The organism is Aeribacillus sp. FSL K6-2848 (genome assembly GCF_038004325.1).
GTDB classification, from domain to species: Bacteria; Bacillota; Bacilli; order Bacillales; family Aeribacillaceae; genus Aeribacillus; species Aeribacillus composti.
The window spans coordinates 1,201,988-1,221,641 of sequence record NZ_JBBOQQ010000001.1 but is presented as its reverse complement, the minus strand read 5'-3'; the positions used below and the strand labels follow the sequence as shown (position 1 = coordinate 1,221,641).

Annotated in this window: 13 protein-coding genes and 1 pseudogene; 7 read left to right on the top strand and 7 right to left on the bottom strand. The window is 38.1% G+C overall.

Annotation, left to right across the window (positions count from 1 at the left end; translation table 11 throughout):
- Positions 1–107 precede the first annotated feature (107 nt).
- Together NSS70_RS06120 and metH are read left to right on the top strand one after the other, a co-directional pair.
- The gene (locus tag NSS70_RS06120; protein ID WP_339199126.1) at positions 108–1,967 is read left to right on the top strand and encodes a bifunctional homocysteine S-methyltransferase/methylenetetrahydrofolate reductase; all 1,860 of its coding nucleotides are present in this window, start codon (positions 108–110) and stop codon (positions 1,965–1,967) included.
- Positions 1,960–5,382: a methionine synthase gene (gene metH / locus NSS70_RS06115; RefSeq protein WP_340881084.1), complete on the top strand. Its 3,423-nt coding sequence runs from the start codon at positions 1,960–1,962 to the stop codon at positions 5,380–5,382. The genes NSS70_RS06120 and metH overlap by 8 nt, the downstream gene beginning before the upstream one ends.
- 232 nt (positions 5,383–5,614) lie before the next feature.
- Here metH and NSS70_RS06110 read toward each other — a convergent pair whose 3' ends face one another.
- The 3 genes and pseudogenes from NSS70_RS06110 to NSS70_RS06095 all read right to left on the bottom strand — a co-directional run bounded on the left by NSS70_RS06110 (position 5,615) and on the right by NSS70_RS06095 (position 8,276).
- Positions 5,615–5,797: a hypothetical protein gene (locus NSS70_RS06110; protein ID WP_311067031.1), complete on the bottom strand. Its 183-nt coding sequence runs from the start codon at positions 5,795–5,797 to the stop codon at positions 5,615–5,617.
- A gap of 386 nt (positions 5,798–6,183) precedes the next feature.
- Positions 6,184–6,695, bottom strand: a pseudogene (locus tag NSS70_RS20795) (ATP-binding cassette domain-containing protein); the annotation flags it as partial.
- A gap of 207 nt (positions 6,696–6,902) precedes the next feature.
- Positions 6,903–8,276 carry an IS1380-like element ISGsp2 family transposase gene (locus NSS70_RS06095; RefSeq protein WP_339195758.1) on the bottom strand — a complete coding sequence of 458 codons (1,374 nt, stop codon included), beginning with the start codon at positions 8,274–8,276 and terminating at the stop codon, positions 6,903–6,905.
- Positions 8,277–8,539: 263 nt separating this feature from the next.
- Here NSS70_RS06095 and NSS70_RS06090 point away from each other — a divergent pair, with 263 nt between their 5' ends.
- From NSS70_RS06090 to NSS70_RS06075, 4 genes are all read left to right on the top strand, one after another.
- Positions 8,540–8,668 carry a huazacin family RiPP peptide gene (locus tag NSS70_RS06090; RefSeq protein WP_158640141.1) on the top strand — a complete coding sequence of 43 codons (129 nt, stop codon included), beginning with the start codon at positions 8,540–8,542 and terminating at the stop codon, positions 8,666–8,668.
- Positions 8,669–8,741: 73 nt separating this feature from the next.
- Positions 8,742–10,202, top strand: coding sequence for a radical SAM protein (locus tag NSS70_RS06085; protein ID WP_340881080.1), 1,461 nt, complete (start codon positions 8,742–8,744; stop codon positions 10,200–10,202).
- A 13-nt stretch (positions 10,203–10,215) separates the two neighbouring features.
- Positions 10,216–11,454 carry a radical SAM/SPASM domain-containing protein gene (locus NSS70_RS06080; protein WP_340881079.1) on the top strand — a complete coding sequence of 413 codons (1,239 nt, stop codon included), beginning with the start codon at positions 10,216–10,218 and terminating at the stop codon, positions 11,452–11,454.
- A gap of 15 nt (positions 11,455–11,469) precedes the next feature.
- Positions 11,470–13,140 (top strand): ABC transporter ATP-binding protein, encoded by a 1,671-nt coding sequence (locus NSS70_RS06075; RefSeq protein WP_340881078.1) that lies wholly within the window; start codon positions 11,470–11,472, stop codon positions 13,138–13,140.
- 199 nt (positions 13,141–13,339) lie between these two features.
- Here NSS70_RS06075 and NSS70_RS06070 read toward each other — a convergent pair whose 3' ends face one another.
- Complete coding sequence (locus NSS70_RS06070; protein WP_340881077.1) at positions 13,340–13,618, bottom strand: GH36 C-terminal domain-containing protein; 279 nt, start codon at positions 13,616–13,618, stop codon at positions 13,340–13,342.
- 300 nt (positions 13,619–13,918) lie between these two features.
- The gene (locus NSS70_RS06065) at positions 13,919–15,034 is read right to left on the bottom strand and encodes an IS4 family transposase (protein ID WP_003352762.1); all 1,116 of its coding nucleotides are present in this window, start codon (positions 15,032–15,034) and stop codon (positions 13,919–13,921) included.
- Between the two features lie 517 nt (positions 15,035–15,551).
- On the opposite strand from NSS70_RS06065, the gene NSS70_RS06060 reads away from it, so the two are divergent.
- Complete coding sequence (locus NSS70_RS06060) at positions 15,552–16,421, top strand: SDR family oxidoreductase (RefSeq protein ID WP_066248403.1); 870 nt, start codon at positions 15,552–15,554, stop codon at positions 16,419–16,421.
- Between the two features lie 905 nt (positions 16,422–17,326).
- Here the strand turns inward: NSS70_RS06060 and NSS70_RS06055 are convergent.
- Both NSS70_RS06055 and NSS70_RS06050 read right to left on the bottom strand, forming a co-directional pair.
- Positions 17,327–18,721, bottom strand: a complete 1,395-nt coding sequence (locus tag NSS70_RS06055) for a hypothetical protein (protein ID WP_340881076.1) — start codon at positions 18,719–18,721, stop codon at positions 17,327–17,329.
- Entirely contained in the window at positions 18,669–19,466 is a 798-nt protein-coding gene (locus NSS70_RS06050) for an ATP-binding cassette domain-containing protein (RefSeq protein ID WP_066248413.1), read from the bottom strand. The genes NSS70_RS06055 and NSS70_RS06050 overlap by 53 nt, the downstream gene beginning before the upstream one ends.
- Positions 19,467–19,654 lie beyond the last annotated feature (188 nt).

The window sequence follows — 19,654 nt, the reverse complement described above, 5'->3', positions numbered from 1 at the left end:
AAGGGGAAAATGTTCAAGAAAAAGTCTTCTTCTTAGAAGGCTTTTCTTTTTTATATAGGTGTTCGCCTCCTTGCAGGCGCCTATTTCATTTGATTGGAGGACTTTTTATGGGGCTTTTACAAGATTTACAGAATCATATATTAATTGCCGACGGAGCAATGGGGACTCTACTATACTCATTCGGAATAGACAGATGCTTTGATGAGCTAAACGTTTCAAAACCGGAAGAAATAGAACGGATTCATTCAGCCTATTTAGACGCAGGCGCAACTGTTATTCAAACAAATACATACGGCGCCAATCGCATAAAGCTTGCCAGATATGGGCTGGAAGATGATATAAAGATCATCAACCAAAAAGGGGTTGAACTTGCAAAGAGGGCGTTACAAAAAGCGGAAAACAAAGGGTATGTCATCGGAACAATCGGCGGCATCCGTTCGTTTCAAAAAAGCGCCTTCACGCTATCTGACATTGCCGAAAATTTTCGTGAGCAGCTTCATGTCCTTTTATCCGAAAACGTAGATGGCATTATTTTAGAAACCTATTACGACTTGGAAGAACTGAAAACCGTTTTGCAAATAGCTAGAAAAGAAACGGATTTGCCCATTATCACAAATGTTTCTTTGCACGAACAAGGCGTCTTTCAAAATGGAACAAGATTGGCAGACGGTTTGAAAATGCTTGAAGAACTTGGTGCAGATATTGTCGGCCTCAATTGCCGTTTAGGCCCTTATCATATGCTGCAATCTCTGGAAGAAGTGCCGCTGTTTGAACATGCCTTTTTATCCGCTTTTCCAAACGGCAGCCTGCCAAGGTATGAAAACGGAAGATTAGTTTATGAATCAGATGAACACTATTTTTATGAAGCGGCTCTTCAATTCCGAAAACAAGGTGTCCGGCTTCTCGGCGGATGCTGCGGAACCGCGCCGAAACATATTCGGGCAATGGCTGAAGCTGTATCAAACCTCCCTCCTGTCACAGAGAAAGAAGTAAAAGAACGAAATGTTCCAATTCATGTTTTACCTATGAAAGAAAGTCAAGAAACTCCTCTCCCAGATATTGCAAAAAACAGACGCTCAGTGATTGTAGAATTGGACCCGCCGAAAACGCTCGGCTTGGAAAAATTTTTAACAGGAGCAAAAGCGTTGAAAAAAGCGGGGATTGATGCAATTACGCTTGCGGATAATTCCCTTGCTACACCAAGAATCAGCAATGTTGCTTGCGCAAAAATTGTGAAAAGCCGTTTCCAGCTTCGCCCGCTCGTTCATTTAACATGTCGTGACAGAAATTTAATCGGCATTCAATCCCATTTAATGGGACTGCATACGCTTGGCCTGCACGATATTTTAGCGGTCACCGGCGACCCGTCCAAAATCGGTGATTTTCCGGGTGCAACCTCTGTCTATGATTTATCATCGTTTGATTTAATCAGTTTAATTAAGCAATTTAATGAAGGTTTGTCATACTCCGGAAAATCACTTGGTCAAAAAACAAACTTTACTGTAGCCGCCGCCTTCAATCCGAACGTAAGACATCTTGATCGCGCAGTTCAGAGACTTGAGAAAAAAATCAGCTGTGGAGCCGATTATTTTATTACGCAGCCGCTCTACTCGGAGAAGCTGATCGAAGAAGTATATGAAGCAACAAAACATCTGAATGTTCCGATATATCTCGGGATTATGCCGTTAATAAGCAGCCGCAATGCTGAATTTATTCATAACGAAGTGCCAGGCATTAAATTGTCTGATTCGATTCGCGAACAGATGCAAAAAGCAGGCAATGATAAAGAAAAGGGAAAACGAGAAGGACTTGCCATTGCAAAATCGCTTATTGACGCAGCATTTGACCTGTTTAACGGCATTTACTTAATCACTCCGTTTTTGCATTATGAGATGACAGTCGAGCTGACGGAATACATTCATGAAAAAGAAAAGGCAAAACGAGAAAGGAAGATTTCCCATGTATAACATAAAGGAACAGCTTGAGAAAAAAATTTTAATACTAGACGGAGCCATGGGAACAATGATTCAAGCTGCAGAATTATCTGCGAAAGATTTTGGCGGTGAAGAATATGAAGGATGCAACGAATATTTAAACATCACTTCCCCTGAAACGATTGTCCGTATTCATGAAGCGTACCTTGAAGCAGGCGCTGATATTATCGAGACAAATACGTTTGGCGGTACAAGCATCGTCCTCGAGGAATATAACTTGGGGCACCTTGCTTTTGAAATAAATAAAAAAGCAGCTGAGATTGCAAAGCGCGCTGCAGAAAAATATTCAACACCGGATTGGCCTCGTTTTGTGGCAGGATCAATGGGGCCAACGACTAAAACGCTCTCCGTTACAGGCGGCGTCACATTCCAACAATTGGCAGAAGCTTATCAAGTTCAAGCGGAAGGACTGTTAGAGGGGGGCGTTGATGTACTTCTGCTTGAGACAAGCCAAGATATGCTCAATGTAAAAGCGGGTTACTTAGGAATTCAACGAGCTTTTCAAAAGCTCAAGAAAGAAGTGCCGATCATTCTGTCCGGAACGATAGAACCGATGGGAACAACTCTTGCCGGTCAAGATATTGAAGCGTTTTACATTTCAGCTGAACATATGAATCCAATTGCCGTTGGCTTAAACTGTGCGACAGGCCCGGAATTCATGACCGATCACATCCGCACATTGTCTGAAATCGCCAATACCGCTGTCAGCTGTTATCCGAATGCCGGACTGCCTGATGAAGAAGGACGCTACCACGAATCACCGGAATCTTTAGCCAAAAAAATCAGAGGGTTTGCAGAAAGAGGCTGGCTTAATATGGTCGGCGGCTGCTGCGGAACAACTCCCGAACATATTCGCGCAATAAGGGAGGCAATGGAAGGCTTAAAACCGCGAAAAATCGTCAAAAAGCAAAATCAACATACGGTATCAGGCATTGAGCCCCTTCGCTATGATGAATCAATGCGCCCGCTGTTTGTCGGTGAACGCACAAACGTCATCGGTTCGCGTAAATTCAAGCGTCTCATTGCGGAAGGAAAATTTGAAGAAGCAGCGGAAATCGCCCGTGCTCAAGTGAAAAACGGCGCCCACGTCATCGATGTCTGTCTCGCCGATCCGGACCGAAACGAGCTTGAAGATATGGAAAACTTCATCCGCGAGGTTGTAAAAAAAGTAAAAGCGCCGCTTGTCATTGACTCAACCGACGCCAATGTCATCAGAAAAGCGCTCGAATACTCACAAGGGAAAGCGATCATCAACTCGATCAATTTAGAGGACGGCTTAGAACGGTTTGAAGAAGTTCTCCCGCTTGTGAAACAATTCGGTGCGGCTGTTGTCGTCGGAACAATCGATGAAGACGGAATGGCTCTGACTGCGGAGCGAAAGCTGGAGATTGCCAAGCGGTCTTATGACATTTTAGTCAATCAACACGGTATAAGTCCAAGCGACATTATTTTTGACCCGCTCGTCTTCCCTGTCGGCACAGGTGATGAGCAATATATCGGATCTGCCCAAGAAACGATCGAAGGGATCCGTTTAATTAAAGAACATCTTCCCGGATGTTTAACTATTCTCGGGATCAGCAATGTTTCCTTCGGGCTTCCGCCGGTCGGCAGAGAAATATTAAACGCCGTTTTTTTATACCATTGCACACAGGCAGGGCTCGATTATGCGATCGTCAATACGGAAAAATTAGAGCGGTACGCTTCGATCCCTGAAGAAGAGCGGAAGCTGGCAGAAAACTTATTATTTGAAACAAATGATCAGACGCTCGCACAATTTACGAACTTTTACCGCGACAAAAAGAAAGAGGAAAAAAAGCCGAAAACGGAATTAACCTTGGAGGAACGGCTCGCACAATACGTTGTGGAAGGAACAAAGCAAGGATTAATCGAAGACTTGCAGCTGGCACTAGAAAAATATGATGATCCTCTCGATATCATCAACGGGCCGTTAATGAAAGGAATGGAAATTGTCGGCGAACTGTTTAACGACAATCAGCTGATTGTTGCTGAAGTGCTTCAAAGTGCGGAAGTGATGAAAGCATCTGTCGCCTTTTTAGAACCGTATATGAAAAAAAAAGATGACAGCGGCAAAGGAAAAGTCATTTTAGCTACAGTCAAGGGCGACGTCCATGACATCGGCAAAAATTTAGTTGACATTATTCTTTCCAACAACGGCTACCGCGTCGTTGATTTAGGCATTAAAGTTGCGCCGCAGCAGCTGATTGAAGCGGTCAATAATGAAAAGCCTGATATTATCGGTCTTTCCGGACTGCTCGTCAAATCAGCCCAGCAAATGGTGTTAACAGCACAAGACTTAAAAACAGCCAACATTTCGATTCCGATTTTAGTCGGCGGTGCTGCATTATCACGCAAATTTACCGATCAAAAAATATCACCGGAATATGACGGTCCTGTGTTATATGCGAAAGATGCAATGGACGGGCTGTCGCTTGCCAATAAGCTGAGAGAAAACCCGGATGCTTTCCTTGAGAAAAGAACGGTCGCAGTTGAGGAAAAACAGAATAGACAGAAAAGCAGCAAACCTGTTATGATCATTGAAAAAAAATCATCTGTGTCCAAACCGACCGTATATCATCCAGCTGACTGCAATCCACACATTATTCAAAACATTGATATTGCCCAAGTCGTCCCGTATGTGAACATGCAAATGCTTTTAGGACACCATCTCGGATTAAAAGGCAATGTCAAACAGATGCTTCTGGAAAAACAGGAAAAAGCGGTAGAACTAAAAAATGAAATAGATGAATTGCTGCGTTTAGGGAAAGAAAATGGCTGGTTCCGTCCATCTGCTATTTATCAATTTTTCCCGGCCTATCGCGAAGGAAACTCCATTCACATTTTAGATCCGGCTGCAAAAGATAAAATCATTGAGACGTTTACATTCCCTCGGCAGGAAAAGCCGCCGTTTTTATGCATTGCCGACTATGTAAGCGAACGGTCAGATGAAACACCGCATGATTATATCGCCCTGTTTGCCGTAACTGCTGGAAAAGACATTCGCAGCATCGCCATGCAGTTTAAAGAAAGCGGTGAATTTTTCCGGAGCCATGCGATTCAAGCATTGGCGCTGGAGCTGGCAGAAGGTCTTGCAGAGCGGACGCACCAGCTGATCCGCGACCGATGGGGCTTCCCGGATCCGCTTGACTTCACAATGCAGGAACGGTTTGCAGCAAAATACCAAGGTCAGCGCTATTCATTTGGCTATCCGGCTTGTCCAGACTTAGAAGATCAAGCGAAGCTGTTTAAGCTGTTAAAGCCTGAAAACATCGGCATCCAGCTGACGGAAGGCTTTATGATGGAACCGGAAGCATCCGTCTCTGCCTTCGTCGTCTCACACCCTGAAGCTCGATATTTTAATGTCCTTTAATATTTCGTCTCGCCGTTAAGGGCAAGCTATTTTCGGATGCATATGGATAACGAAGTGCTAAACGAGCACTTCGTTATCCATTTTTTATTAAATCGCCTCAAAGCTTTTCCTAACCATAAGCTTGAATAAATTGTATTAAAATAGCCTATTGCGGCTTCCTACCGCCCGCTGAATGAAAACAACTGTTATAAACATTAGCACGATAACGGTTATCGACAAAATAACCATTTTTTCAATAAAAATGGATCCCAAACAGGCGGATCGAATAGAAAGATGTGCGGCCATGGATAAATTCTCCTAACGTAAGCACTTCTAAAACCGTGTAAATCATAATAATCGTTAGAGAAATCTCAATGTTTTTAATCAGCACGATAAGTGATGTGCCAAAAAGCATATAGAATAATACTAAAATCATAAAATGAATCACGTTAATACCAGATAACGAAGTCATCCCGTATTTCATCACAAAAGCGGTACATAAATGAAAAACCCCGATATATTGACAATCAAGTACTGGAAGAAATCCATCCCAAACCGTTTTTAGTAATATGGAACTAACGTTTCATGCGCCCCTTCTTCATACATTTCACTCAGCCGATACATAAGGCACCAGCAAGTAAATGGTATAAAAACACCTTGAATAATAATGATATTACTGTGAATATCATCTTCCTCTCTTGGAACAAACAGAATAAGCAACAGAGATAAGCTAAACATCACAGCAGGGACAAAAAAAGTGAGCCCCATCGTCTTTCGGTCAAATACAAAGGTGCATAAATGCTTTCTAAATAATCTCTCATTTTAGTTCACACCCCTAACAACGGCTAAATACCGATCAATTAGTCTTGGTGCGACTTGTTTCGCCCCTTCTTCCTCTTTTTTCGCAAACACCCGTACATTCACGTCGTCTCCCTCTTCGAGAAGCTGAATCACTTCATTTTCCGCCATGATGGTATCCAATTCATTCGGCGAGACACGATATTCCCATACATATCTTTCCGCATGGGCTTTCAGCTCGGCTGGCGTTCCTTCGAATAGGACGTTCCGCTTTTTAAAACACCGATCTTTGTCCATAAAAACTCAATATCTTCGACAATATGCGACGAAATGATGACGGTATGCTCCAAACCAAGGTTTTTTAGCAAATTGCGGAAGCGAATCCGCTCTTCAATGTCCAATCCCGCTGTCGGTTCATCAAAAATTAAGATCGACGGCTTTCTCATTAACAGCTGTGCGATTCCCACCCATTTTCTCATTCCGCCGGATCATTCCATCATTTTCTTGTTTTCATGCCCTGTCAGATTGACCTTTTTCCTGAATCCGTGATGAATTGAAATCGACTTTGATTTTGTTGTAATTTTGATGGATTGATAATCCATAAAACCCCTTTTATGCTTATGACCTATGTCATCTCTATTTCCGAAAATGGAACAAATCTCTTTTTTAGGTATACGAACCAAAAAAATAGACAAAAAAGCACAGGGAGTGACGTTGGACATCAGTGCCCGAACATTCGTTCGTTATCTTACCTCTCTCCATTTCTGATAGACGTTCAGTAGGGGCTCGCTATAGCCACTCCTTCGCGTCAGTTTCATCCAGATCTGTCGTGATCGACGGACGAGTCGCCCTGCCATCGTGATCACCGTCTGAATAATCGTCTTGATGCGGCGGCGTTTCACTTTGTGGTGCAACGGATGTCTCGGATCGCTTAATAGATCTTGTCCAATCAGACGAAGAAGATTGTAAACGAAGGCTCCCATGACCAACACGAGCGCATTCGTTTTCATCTTCCCAGATGGAAGCCGCTCTAAATCTAAGTCGCTCTTCAGTTCGCTATGAAACTGTTCGCATGTCGCATGGTCATGATACAACGCGAGCACATCGCTCATTCGAACATGCTCGTATCCTTTGAGCCGCACCCAATAGCTTTCCACTTCATAATCAGGAACGAGCATCAGCTGTCCATTGCGTTCCATCGTCCGTTCCGTCACTTGGGTGACTTGAACGTACGTATACGTGTTTCCATCGATCGCTGCCTTCTGTGGAAGGCATAGCTCATAGGTTTGTACTCCTTCGCTTTGTCCATCATCGACACGTTTGCCCTTTTGCGAAGCGATCTGGAACCAAAGCGCTTTCGATTCTCGGCGTAAGTTTCGCTTGATGACAAAGTCCACGTCTTCCTTTAGGCATACGTGCACATTCGCTTCTGCATCGTTTCCTGCATCCATGCGAACAAGCAGACGAGATGAAGTCAGTTGACGAGCTCGACGGATAGCGGTGACTAAAAACGAGGGCATGTTGTCTTGCACATGTTGTTTCCCTGGACGCAACTCGGCATGAACGAGATACCCTTCCTTCCCTGCATACGCAAACAACGGTGTAAAACCGTCAAATCCTTTATACGTTCGACTGACTCCTTCTTTTTTCGTATCGGAGTTGTCAAATGGGGAACCATCTATATCAAGGGGAAGCCATGTCGTCTTTCCTTTGGTCCAACAAGGGGACAAAGTGGCATGTCGTTGAATCAACAGACGTATGGACTCCTCCCAAAGAATCGTTTCGGTCATCGGAAGACAAGCGAGCTGATCGAGTCGTTGTCGCAAGGTTGGAGAGGAAGGCACGTGCTGAATCCCCATCGATGCCGAAAAGATATCGTCCTGACGATACGCTTCGATATGATCGAAATCCGTTTTTCCTGTGGCAAGCAAGCCAATCATCGAGCGAATGACATCGCTATGGGAAATGTGCACTTCTCGACGAACCGTTGGAAGCCGAAGTGCGTTTACCCGTTTATCCAGTTTCGTTCGATGGAGTAAGTAGCCAACGAGAGCAAGCCCAGCACTTGGGGTAATCGCTTCATCTGTCAATACAAACCGAATCGGGAAATCTTTCATCACATCACCTACTTGATGAAGAATCGTCAACGTCGTTTTCCCTTATCGTATCAACGGTTTGCGACCATTGTAAAGATGTTTTGTCACGGATTCAGGCTTTTTAATAGCCTCCCATATAGTTGGAAAAATTCAAAAATATGTAAAATTTTTTTTGTAAATTAATGGAGTTCATCATTTATAATTTTTGGTAGAGAGGCCTCTTCACTTTCTTCCCCTAAGATGGTTGCAACAAGGTTAACGTTAAAATAGAAAGGAGGATGACAATGGCAACCTTATTCTGTCAGGTGAAATGCATCGCAACATGCGGTGCTGCATGTGCAGCTGACACAGTCTCACCGATCGCAGACGTATTAGGGTTTGCAGCAGGGGAAGCACGCTTCTTTAAAGCTTAATATCTTAATAGGCCAAGAGCCATGACGCCTTTTGTGGCTCTTGGTACTTTTAAATAAGTGAGGAGGAAGTGAAATGATTAAATTTTTAACTGAACCATTATTATTTGATACCGAAAAAGGTAATTATTGTTATGACAACAGTACGAGAATAGTTATTCCAGTAAATAAATCAGAAAAAAACTTTTTGTCGGCAATTAAGATAGGTGACACCATTCATGAAGAAGACTTCAAAAAAAATAATCTAAATGAATTGCTTCATAAAATTGTAAAATATAACCTCTTTCAATCAGATTTTCAATTGCCAAAAATCACTGAACAATTTATTAAAGAAAAATTACTGACAGAGGGAATATCGCATCTATGCTTAATTATTACCGATGCTTGCAATTTCAGATGCAAATATTGTATTTACTCTGATCATTATTTTTACTCAAAGAATTTTTCAAATAAACGTATGGATTTTCAAACCGCAAAATCCGCTATTGATTACTATATGAATGTAAATATTAAAAGTATCCAATACAACCCCAATTTAAGTATATCCATTGGATTTTATGGGGGAGAGCCTTTACTAAACTGGAAACTTATAAAACAGGTTGTTGAGTACACCAACGATAATTACAAAAAGGTATTTGACAATATTTTCTTTTCAATAACAACCAATGCATATTTATTAACTGAAGACAAAATCAATTATATGTTTGATAAAAATTTTTCTATTTCTGTAAGTTTAGACGGTGATAAGGAAAATCATGATAGAAACCGGGTTACAATCAATGAAAAGGGAACGTTTGACAGAGTTTTTAAAAATCTGGCTTTAATGGATGATATATATCGGGAAAAAGTGAGACTAAATAAACCGGTACTACCTTATGGAATATTAATAACTTATGATAATTTAACAGATTTTGGTAAATTAGATAAATACTTTATGGAGCATCCTGAACTGGATAAGCGGATTCAGCGAGTAAACAGGGTAAGTAATATAAATACTGAGTATTATAAAGGTGTCCAGTTGGAGCAATCCTATTTAGAAAGAAGAAAAGATTTTATCAAAGGACTCATTGAAAGAGCGAAAGATAAACAGTTTGAAAAGAAAGCAACTAACTTTTCTAAAACAATTCTTAAAAGCATCATCTTCGATCCTATGATGAATACTGCTTATAGCAATAATGAGTTAAGAGGTACTTGCCTGCCGGGAATCCATAAATTGGCTGTAGATAGTGATGGAAATTTTCATATGTGCGAAAAAATTAATCCTCATTATCCTGTTGGAAATATAGAAACCGGCTTGGATCCAACTAAGCAAGCTAATTACATGAATAATTTTTTCTCTGCTTTAGCAGGATGCAAAAATTGTAATTTAAATAATATTTGCAACCTTTGCTATGTAATAACTGAAACTGACGGACAAGGATTTCAATTAAAAGACACTTTTTGCAAAAACTTTAGAGAAGGAATTATAAATTCTTTCTCTACATACTACTCTATTTTAGAAAATAATCCGGGAATATTTCAAGAGATTAGAGAATAAGGAGAGGAAACGTATGAACTTTAAACTTCATCCGGAAGTCATATTTTTGAAGGGAAATGAAGGGGCGGTACTTTATCATTTAATAAGCGGAAAGAAATTTCAATTTAATAAAACTGATGCCGAAGCTATAGAATCATTAAATAATAACGAACAGGATAAAGAAAACATTCCTGATAAATTAATAAATTATTTATTGGAACATGATTTAGGTGCTTATTATCGTGATGGTGTATACTTGGAAAAAATAAAAACAAGTAGAATTGCTACATTAAAATACGATAAATTAATCCCTTTTAGACTAAATCGATTGGTAATTGAGTTAACCGGGACGTGTAATTTAAAGTGTTTATTTTGTACCGAAGAAAATGTAATCTACAGATCATGCGGATGTAAAAAATGGCCGGCCAAAGAAGAGATGAATTTCAATGAGTGGAAGGATATAATTGATCAAAGCATAAAACTAGGGATACAGGAATGCTTTATAACAGGAGGAGAACCATTTTTAAAATGGCATTTATTAAAAGAACTGCTAAATTATCTTTTTAAACACAAAATCAACGTTACCATTTTTACAAATGGCACTTTAATAAATAACGATATTGGCCTGTTCTTAAAAGATCAAAATGTTTCATTAGCTTTGCAAATTTTCAGTTCCAAAAATAAACAATATGAAAAAATCACCCAAGTTGACGGCTCTTTTGAACGTATTCAGGAAACTTTTAGAATAATTGATACACACAAAATACCTCATACTGTTTCAATAATAGTCTCTTCTTTAGATGATTCTTCTTTTGAAGAGATTCAATCAAAATTTGGAAAGAGAAATTACCAAAATATCTATATATATCCTACAAATAAATATTACTCTATTAGCAGAATAGCTGAAATGATGAACCCTGAAAATAGAGAAATTCCTATCAATTTGAATTCAGTTCCCTATTTAAAAAAATATAACAACTGTTTATACGGCCAAATCTTTATTTCCTCTGACGGCAAAATTTATCCTTGCATGATGATAAGGGATTATGAGTTGGGAGATTTAAAAAAAGAGAAACTTTGGGAAGCTTTCCACAGAAAAGAATACAAAATTTTTTGGGAGATGTCTAAAACGAAAATTCAACATTGTTCAAATTGTGAGAGAAATTTATTTTGCTTTGATTGCCGTGCGCTAGATTATTTTAAATCCAAAAGGATTGATGGAATGGTCTATTGCAATAAAATAGAAAAATCAACGGTTACCTCTACTAACTAAACCGGGGCGATATATATGAACAACAGCGTAAAATTATTGTTTAGCTATTTAAAAGAATTTAAAAAGAGCTTGTCTATAGCTTTTCTTTTATTAGTTGTTCTTTCTGCAATCACTGTACTTCCAGGATTAATCATTAAGAATATTTTTGATTTTGGAATAGCAAAAAAAGATTATCACTATGTTCTTTTATTCAGTGCAATACTTGCATTAATATATGTAATTAAGAGTATGCTCAACTATTTTTCCAATGTAGTTTTTACAAAAGTAAGCCAGAATATAGTGTTGAATCTTCGGCAAAATATATCAACAAGACTGCTGAAACTGCCTATGGAGTTTTTCAATTTTTACCCCAGCGGATATATTACATCAAGATTAAATGAGGTAAATAATATAGGGGGATTGTTTTCTGCCAACACATTTAAAATTTTGCTGAGTTTTTTTGAACTGTTTGCTACCCTTATTATTCTGGCAGCAATCAATTTCAAATTAACATTAATTTTATGTCTGCTAATGCCGGCATATTACATCATTTCAAACAAATTCTTGTCTTCAATATTTCATATATCTACTGAAACAGCTGAAAAAAGTGCCGTTTTAAACAACAAAATACAGCAGTCAGTACAGGGTATCGAAGAAGTCAAAAATCTCTCGGTAGAGGATAAGGAAACAGAAAAAATCAATTCAGCAGCTAAAGATCTAGTGGATGCCAATATTAAACAATCAATCTTTTATTCAATTGGTATGGAATTAATTGTTTTGGTTGGTTCACTGTCTTCTGTTTTATTAATCGTTATGGGTGGAAAAGATGTCATAATAAATAGTATGACAATAGGCGGATATATGGTATTTATGAACTATCTTCCCAGACTGTATTCGCCAATTCAAAATATATCGGCTACTGTTCTAACGATCCAGCCGGCATTAGTAAGTTTAAAAAGGCTCCATATATTTATTGAACAAATAGGAGAAGACGAGGAACAGAATAAAGTCAAAATAAATGATATTAAGAGCATTGAGTTTAAAGGTGTATCTTTTAGGTATAAAGAAGACCAGCCATATATCTTGAATAATGTAAGTTTTTCGCTAGCCCCTGCTGATAAGCTTTTAATAAAGGGGAAAAATGGAACCGGCAAAACAACAATACTTAGAATATTAATGGGATTATATAATGTGCAAAAAGGAAAAGGACAAGTTCTTATAAATGGAATACCGATTGATGACATAGATAAAAAATCGCTTCGGAAAAACATTGGCATCGTATCGCAAAAAATATATTTATTTAACGATACAATTGAAAACAATATTAAATATGGTGTAGAAAACGTTGATTCGAATACTTATATGGAAGTGCTGAGAACGACTGGTTTAGATGATATTATAGAAAATTTGCCTGATAAAGAAAATACATTAGTTGGGGAAAACGGAAAAAATTTATCAGGAGGCCAAATTCAAAGAATTGCTATTGCCAGAGCCCTTTTAAAAGGGGCAAACATCATTATGTTTGATGAAGCAATTTCTCATATGGATTTTAGCGGTAAAGAAAAGATAAAGAAATTAATTGAAAGCGGCTCATCAAATTCCATTTTTATCATTATAGACCATAGCAATGATTTTGACACAGTATGCAACAAAATCATTCACTTACATGATCATCCACAAGGCGAAGCAACAATTGCTGCCAATTAGCAAAACTCATGACTTTAACCTAAAATCCGTAAATACCGTTCACATTTTGCAAATTGCCCGGATTTTGTGCACTTTGGGTAATTTGACTCTTCCCCGATCCATGCCCCAGCCTGCGGGAAAAATCCATCACTCCTTCTGGGTGTAAGGGGAAGTATTTGAGGCTCTGATGAAAAAACCGAGGCAGGCGCCCCGGTTTCTATCATTCTTTTGCTTTGAGCTTAAAGAGTTTTGAAGAAAAATCGCCCGATTCATTGACCCCGAAGCGGGCATCAAAGATATCGTTCGTCAGCTGAATGCCGACGTTCATCAGTTCATCGCCAAAAAATGTGTTTTCGACTCCTTTTATTTCATATTCAAAATCGCCATTTAACCCTTTTAACAGAATGCGGGAATATCCGTGATTTGGTTTTGCCAGCACTTGGTAGTAACCTACAAACGCTTCTTTTTGATCTTCTGAAACAACCATACATGCCGTCACATTTCCGTCCCCGTCAAATGGGCTTATTAAGCGGTAAAATGTTCCTTTTTGAATCCATTTGCGATGATCTTTATTCGATATAATCTCGCGATATTAGTTGAAAAAGAATATATAAAATGATGAGATTCATCGAAAAAATAAGTATATTTTTAAGCATTAGCATTGCATAAATATAGTTAGAATTTTCTGTTAATTATTTTTTGTGAATTTGTGCCAAAAAGACAAAACCTAAAGAAAGGTGGCACTGCCCATTTGGTAAATATATACAGTTAAACCAGAGCGACAACGACAAAAGGGAGATTATGGACTGGCTCGCCCATCAAATTTTCGCAACCAAACATAAGCTGGTTTCCACAGAGCTCTCTTTAACCAACGAGTAATTCGAAGTAGGGATTTCTTACTTTTCATCTCCAATTGAATGAGAACATGTAAGCAATACGTGATCAGGGCTAAGAAAATTTGATTTTGAATAGCTGTTTCACTCATTCCATAAAAGTGCTTAATTTCTACGTGTTGCTTGAGCCATTTGAAAAAGAGTTCAATAGCCCAGCGAGATCGGTAAATATCACTTATCTCTTCTGGTTTTAAATCAAATCGGTTGGTGATGAAACGAAGTAAGTTCCCTTTTGTGTCCATAACTTCTAGTAGACGAAAGACATTTTCAGTACGATTTTGTGTGGTACCAATGTAGACCATTTTATCGGATAGAACGTGACAATCATCAGGAAGTGAAAATGTATAGACTTCACGAATGACTGCGTTTTTCTTCAGTCTTGAAACGAAGAAATAGCCATCATCTGTCATCCGATCAAAACGTTCATAGTCCACATAACCGCGGTCAAACACATACATGGCTTCTTGATCATCCACTAGGACTTCGAGTTGATTTCGGTCATGTTCTTTTGCTGTCGTAATCACTGCTTTTTCAGGATAGACGGTGTCTTTATCCATGAAAACGAGCCGTAAGTGTAGCTTTACACCAGCTTTTGTTTTCCGGAATTTTGCCCATTTATAATGGGTCAAATTCAACGGGAGTGTACTTGAATCAATGATTTTCAGTGGCATATTCTTTCCGTTTTTATAATGGTACCGTTGAATTTTCCAAACAAGATCCAAGAACAAATTTGCAAGAATTAGTGGGTGGATCTGATTGTTTTTTCGGGATAGCTGAGAGGCACTTATCGATTCAAATCCGAGTGCTTTTTGAAGATCTTCGTCTACAAGTGCATCACTCATTTCCTCTAAGCTCTTAAATTCGAGCAGCTGGGCTACCAATAAAAGTTTAATATAGGCTTCTGTTGTCAGCTTTTTTGTGTAATAGTCCTGTTTCAATTCTTTGACTTGTTCGCTAAGTTTTTGAATATTTATGGGTGAAACCCATTTACCAAATGATGAAATTAGTGTATTCTTGTCCATAACTCTTATCCTTTACGATTGGATTTGGGCAGGAACCACCTGTACTTCCATTGTAAAGGTTTTTTTTGTTTCGAAATCAATAAAAAATTGAACATTCTTAGTATTTTGAATCATCAGATTTAATTACTGCAATGCTAGTGATTTTTAAGATACTCAATAAAAATAATGTCCTTCCTTCTAAATATTATCAGGAATCAGTTTTATATTCTCCGATTTATTTCTCCATCTTATCATTAATTTCCATTTAAGCCACTTTATTATTAACATTTCATCACCCAAAAGCCATTTTGTTATTAACGGTTCGCTTTTTCCAAATGTCATATCAAATAATCTCCATTTTATTTTATAACCAAATACTGTTATTACACCTAAATATAACCATAAAACAGATTATTGTATCAATAGTTTTTTGAAAAATCATTTTTTTCTAAAAATATACCGATAATCAATTTTTGTTTATTATCCCGCCAACTTCCCATACTAACTATATACTTACTTGTTTTAGGAGGAGGTTTTTATGGTTCAGCAGCAAAATCAGCCTAATACACTTCCGCCTCAACAGCAAAATGTGCAGCCGGGGATTGAATCGTTTATGAATCCAAGACCAATCTTTGATGATCCTTCTTATCAAGGCAGCGGAAAGCTTGCAGGAAAGACAGCGGTCATTACCGGCGGCGACAGCGGCATCGGGAGGGCGGTTGCGGTGCTGTTTGCCAAAGAAGGTGCCGATGTGGCCATCATTTACTTAAATGAGCATGAAGATGCAAAGGAAACAAAAGGGTATGTTGAACAGCTCGGGCGCAAATGTCATTTAATAGCCGGCGATCTCGGCGACGAAGCATTTTGCCAGCAAGCGGTGAAGGGAGCAAAAGATCAATTTGGAAAAGTGGATATTTTAGTAAACAATGCAGCCGAGCAGCATCCGCAGCAAGGAATTGAATTCATTACAGCAGAACAGCTTGAACGAACGTTTCGGACCAATATTTTTTCGTTCTTTTTCATGACAAAGGCTGTTCTTCCCCATATGAAGACAGGCAGCACGATCATAAATACGACATCTGTTACAGCCTATCATGGAAATGAACAGCTCATTGATTATTCGGCAACTAAAGGCGCCATTGCGTCATTTACCCGTTCGCTTGCTTTATCATTGGCCCCTAAAGGCATTCGAGTCAACGGTGTAGCGCCAGGACCCATTTGGACACCGCTCATCCCTTCTACTTTTGATCGTACAAAAGTAGCTTCTTTTGGCTCCAACACAGCGATGAAGCGGCCCGGACAGCCGATGGAAGTTGCGCCTGCTTATGTATATTTAGCAAGTGACGATTCTACTTATATGACAGGGCAAATTCTCCACGTAAACGGCGGCACGATCGTAAATGGTTAATCTGCAAAAAGGCCCCAAAATCCAATACTTTGGGGCTTTTCTATTTGTAAATAGCTCTGGCATATCTGAGAGCAATATCCACATGGCCAGATCAATATGCTAAACAAAGTCATCGATACATGTTCGCTCCTGTCAGGTGCTGATAAATGAATTCCACTGGATTGTTAATTTCTGGAAAATTCTACAGACTGCATCAATCGCTTTCAAATCCAAAGTAAAGAAGAAAATTTCGTGGCATTCAATATTTTGCTTGACGGTATGTCGTGAAAAATAAGCAAAATTTTTTACAAGCCCCTCTCTTCAGCGGCTCCTTCTATGAATTAACGGGATCTGTTTCTTGTAAAGAAATGAACCAAGTAATAAAAAGCCGTGCCTGCTACAAGTGAAAGAATTAAGCCTAACCAGGTCGCTTCCGCTACAAATTTACTTCCCTCTATTTTGATGACATATAAGGGAAGGTTCAGAATCTTCGGACTTGATTCAATGTGGGTGATGCCGGATAACCGAATAATAAAAGGGGTTATTAGAACTATTAAAGCGTACAGAAAAACCAAACTGATTCCGCCCATAAGCGCTCTAAAGAAAGTTGTCATAACATCTTCCTCATTTCTTCTATTGATTTTATAATTTTTTTCATCAGGCCATTTGAGGACAAAAAGAGCAAATTACATAACGATGTTAAAAATAACATCTTCACAAAAAAGCTGTCAGTCATTTATTCACACTATCGACACTGCCATTGACGCAAATGCACAAATTTATTTCAGAATTGAAATATATTACATAAAAATACTTCAAATTGATTATTTGCCGAAGTCCAATATTTTTCATCCCCTCTTTATAATTCATTGCGATATATCCCGTCTCATGAAAAATTGGAGGCCAGACTGCTAATAGCACTTTTATCATTTGAAAACAGGCCTTTTTAAAAAAATATTTTGAGAAATCAAGTATAGAAAAATCCCGCCTGCAACATATATAAAATCAATATAATAACTTTGCGAAATGAAATAATGTAAAAAAGAATCAATGATTGCCACAATGACAAGGATTATAATTAACGCTACAGCCTTATTCCCGTCATGAATTCTCGCTATAAATCCGGCAAAGGTTGAGAGCATTGTAACGAAAAAAATAGAAAAAATTCCGGTTAATTGCGGAAGAAAATCTTGATTTAATATAAAACAATTTAAAACTACAAATAAAAAATAAATCATAAAATTTACTGCTATTGCCATGAATATTCTCGGAAAAAAATAGACGGAAGCCGGTGCATTGATCATAAATATGGAAAGATTATATTGCCTAAAATGCATCCCAATACATAAAGGCAAAACAATCATAAGTTCTTTTAAACCTAAATTCATAATAAATGAATATACAATGGCAAAGGTCATTGCATCCGAGAAAATATAAACCCCTATGGTGAGAGCATAGAGAATCGAGAACATAAGAGCCATTTCCGCAAAAAGTCGATTTCGAAAATAATAGATTGCTTCCAATACAAAATGAATAACGTAATGATTAAGCTTAAATTCCTTGCTTTTTATTTTTTTAGGATAATTACCTGTATGGCTTTGCTGAAATAAACCAAATAAATACCTTCCCGATAAATTTTTTATCCCTATCCATAATATTAAAAGAGCGACCAAACAACCGATCCAAAACAGAAAGCCGAAATTTCCTATACGCTCCGCCATATGTTTAGAAACAAAATGCAGCCCCCATATGATGGACATAAATAATAATGATTTGAAATAAAGTCCATCTTTATGTCTGCCCAGCCATTTTCCGACAATCAAAGAGGATAAAATCCAAATAAACAGGATGAACCAAAAAATAATAAACAACAAAAGAAGAACTAGAAAAATATGAAAGATATGTATTTGAATATGTTTTATATAAAAAGAAATGAGCAAAGGCAAAAATGCGAAAAAAATGAAGATGTTAAAAAAGACATATAACAAAAAATAGCTTCCCGCAACAAATTGACCCGCATTAATAGAAGTGTTTAAAAAGAAAAAGGCATACTCCTTTCTTTTTAACTTTTCTCTGGAAAATATCATAAGGAAACACGCCAATAAGATGCTGAACACCAAAATTGAATCAAAAGCGTCTGTCTTATTCAATGGAATGAAATCCAAATATTGAAATAAAATTAAGGCATATACGACATAAAGGAGAATCGCTCCTAAAACAACTGCCAATAAATGAGTCGGGTAGTTCAAAAAGATATTTTTTGCTTTTTTAACCTGTTTCGGAATCTCGATCCTCGCTATTATCTCGAACATCGGGGGCATTTAAAATCTCCTCTGCTTTCAAGTAATAATCCTTGTTTGCTTCTTCATATATTTCTTCCAAAGACATTCTGCCAAACTGCTCAAATACTTGATCCCGCGTACAATTTAATTTTACTTTTCCGTTTCGAAGCAAAATAACCTTGTCGTACAATTCTTCCCCAAAACTAAGGTGATGGGTGGACAATAGAATTCCGATGCCTTTTGTTTTTAAAAAATGAAGAGTTTTTCGCAAGATAATGACCATATCGGGATCCAGCCCGTTCGTCGGCTCGTCAAAGATGACAAATTCACTTCCTTTAAAAAGCTGTGAAACAATTTGTGTTTTTTTCTTATTGCCATGAGATAAATTGCTTATCGGTATATGCAGATACCTTTCAAGTTCAAAAATTTTTATAAGCTTTTCTAATAACTGATGGTCTACCTGATGTTTAAATGAGTTTTCGATTAAAGAGAAGTATTCTTTCGGCGTCAAATAATCGAAAAGAGCAATCTCATCTGAAATATAGGAAACATTTTTCTTCAAATAATCCACATCTTCAGAAACATTCAAATCAATCTTTTTGTTATTTACGGATAAAGTACCGACATAATCCATTAATCCAAAGAGTGATTTAATAATGGTTGTTTTCCCCGCCCCATTATGACCTAATAATAATGTGATTTGAGAAGGCATGATGGTCACTTCTATATTTTTCAGCTCAAATTCATCACCGTGTCTCTTGTGTTGAATATATAATGACAGCATTCTATATTCCCCGCTTTGCAGTTGATTGGAAACATTCAATTATGATAGATCGAAAGAGAGAAAACGGGATCATGTTTTCTATCCTTTTTTCTTCACGTAAATGCACTGTCCAGCGATCAACAATAACTGAAAATAGTTCTTTTATTTTGTATAAAGATACTTGTGCTAAAACCACTGCTTATCCCGAT

Coding starts and splice junctions, on each gene's coding strand:
- NSS70_RS06120 (WP_339199126.1), top strand. CDS start 108: ATGGGGCTTTTACAAGATTTACAGAATCATATATTAATTGCCGACGGA.
- NSS70_RS06065 (WP_003352762.1), bottom strand. CDS start 15,034: ATGGACAAGAATACACTAATTTCATCATTTGGTAAATGGGTTTCACCC.
- NSS70_RS06085 (WP_340881080.1), top strand. CDS start 8,742: ATGATTAAATTTTTAACTGAACCATTATTATTTGATACCGAAAAAGGT.
- NSS70_RS06060 (WP_066248403.1), top strand. CDS start 15,552: ATGGTTCAGCAGCAAAATCAGCCTAATACACTTCCGCCTCAACAGCAA.
- NSS70_RS06075 (WP_340881078.1), top strand. CDS start 11,470: ATGAACAACAGCGTAAAATTATTGTTTAGCTATTTAAAAGAATTTAAA.
- NSS70_RS06095 (WP_339195758.1), bottom strand. CDS start 8,276: ATGAAAGATTTCCCGATTCGGTTTGTATTGACAGATGAAGCGATTACC.
- NSS70_RS06110 (WP_311067031.1), bottom strand. CDS start 5,797: ATGATTTTAGTATTATTCTATATGCTTTTTGGCACATCACTTATCGTG.
- NSS70_RS06080 (WP_340881079.1), top strand. CDS start 10,216: ATGAACTTTAAACTTCATCCGGAAGTCATATTTTTGAAGGGAAATGAA.
- NSS70_RS06050 (WP_066248413.1), bottom strand. CDS start 19,466: ATGCTGTCATTATATATTCAACACAAGAGACACGGTGATGAATTTGAG.
- NSS70_RS06090 (WP_158640141.1), top strand. CDS start 8,540: ATGGCAACCTTATTCTGTCAGGTGAAATGCATCGCAACATGCGGTGCT.
- NSS70_RS06055 (WP_340881076.1), bottom strand. CDS start 18,721: ATGCCCCCGATGTTCGAGATAATAGCGAGGATCGAGATTCCGAAACAG.
- metH (WP_340881084.1), top strand. CDS start 1,960: ATGTATAACATAAAGGAACAGCTTGAGAAAAAAATTTTAATACTAGAC.